We start from the raw sequence: 1022 nt of genomic DNA, 5'->3' as shown, positions 1-1022 counted from the left end.
CTAGTTGGAGATTGGCAGTTCCTTATACAGGAATGATTCTCACCGCTAGAGAACCCGCAGAACTTCGAGACGAAATTATTCAATATGGTGTATCTCAAATTGATGGAGGTACCAAAATTGAATTAGGAGGGTATTCGAAAACATTAAATAGCGAACAAAATCTCAATAAAGGTCAGTTTAAAGTCAACGACGAACGTTCGTTAAACGAAATTGTCAATGAATTATTGGATAAAGAAATGATTCCATCGTTTTGCACTGCTTGTTATCGATTGGGCAGAACGGGCGAACATTTTATGGAATTTTCAGTTCCTGGATTTATCAAAAAATGCTGTACCCCTAATGCAACATTGACATTAGCTGAATATTTGATTGATTATGCCGATGAAACAACTGCCGAAAAAGGATTGATTCAGAAAACAGTTGATGAAACTGAGAATAAAAAACTAAAAAAATCGCTGAAAGAAAGAATCGAAAGAGTTAAAGCTGGTGAACGAGATTTAATTTATTGAGGAAGTTGGAAGCTAAGAGTTTCGAGTTTGGGAGTTTCGAGTTTGAGGGTATCAATAGCCAACAGTTTCAAATGTTGGGTGCAAAATAATTAAATAATTGCCTTATGGATAAAGGTAAAGACAATAAACCACACATTGGAATCTACGGACGGCGCAACGTAGGCAAAAGTTCGTTTATCAATGCGCTGTCAGGAATTGATGTGGCCATCGTTTCTGAAATAGCCGGAACCACAACAGATCCCGTTAAAAAATCTATTGAAATTTTCGGAATTGGTCCTACCATTCTAGTTGATACTGCAGGAATTGACGATTTTGGAGAATTAGGCACAAAACGAATTCAAAAAACCATCCAAACTCTGGAACATATTGATGCGGCAATATTATTGATTTCCAATAATGTCTTCGACTCATTTGAACAAAAACTAATCAAGGAATTCAACAATTTTGACATTGAATATCTCATCGTTCATAACAAGGAAGACGTTGAAAACCTAAGGGATGAAACTGCTTTGC

2 protein-coding genes are annotated in these 1022 nt (G+C 36.3%); both read left to right on the top strand.

What is annotated here, in order from left to right:
• Positions 1-509, top strand: a 509-nt coding sequence (locus tag EKL98_RS17375) for a hypothetical protein (RefSeq protein ID WP_449404021.1), incomplete at its 5' end; no start/stop codon positions are given.
• Positions 510-613: 104 nt separating this feature from the next.
• A partial coding sequence (locus tag EKL98_RS17370; protein WP_126563269.1) for a GTPase occupies positions 614-1022 on the top strand: 409 nt, incomplete at its 3' end.

It is taken from the genome of Flavobacterium bomense (genome assembly GCF_003970355.1).
The sequence above is the reverse complement of the archived record's forward strand: the minus strand, read 5'-3'. Positions and strand labels throughout refer to the sequence as shown.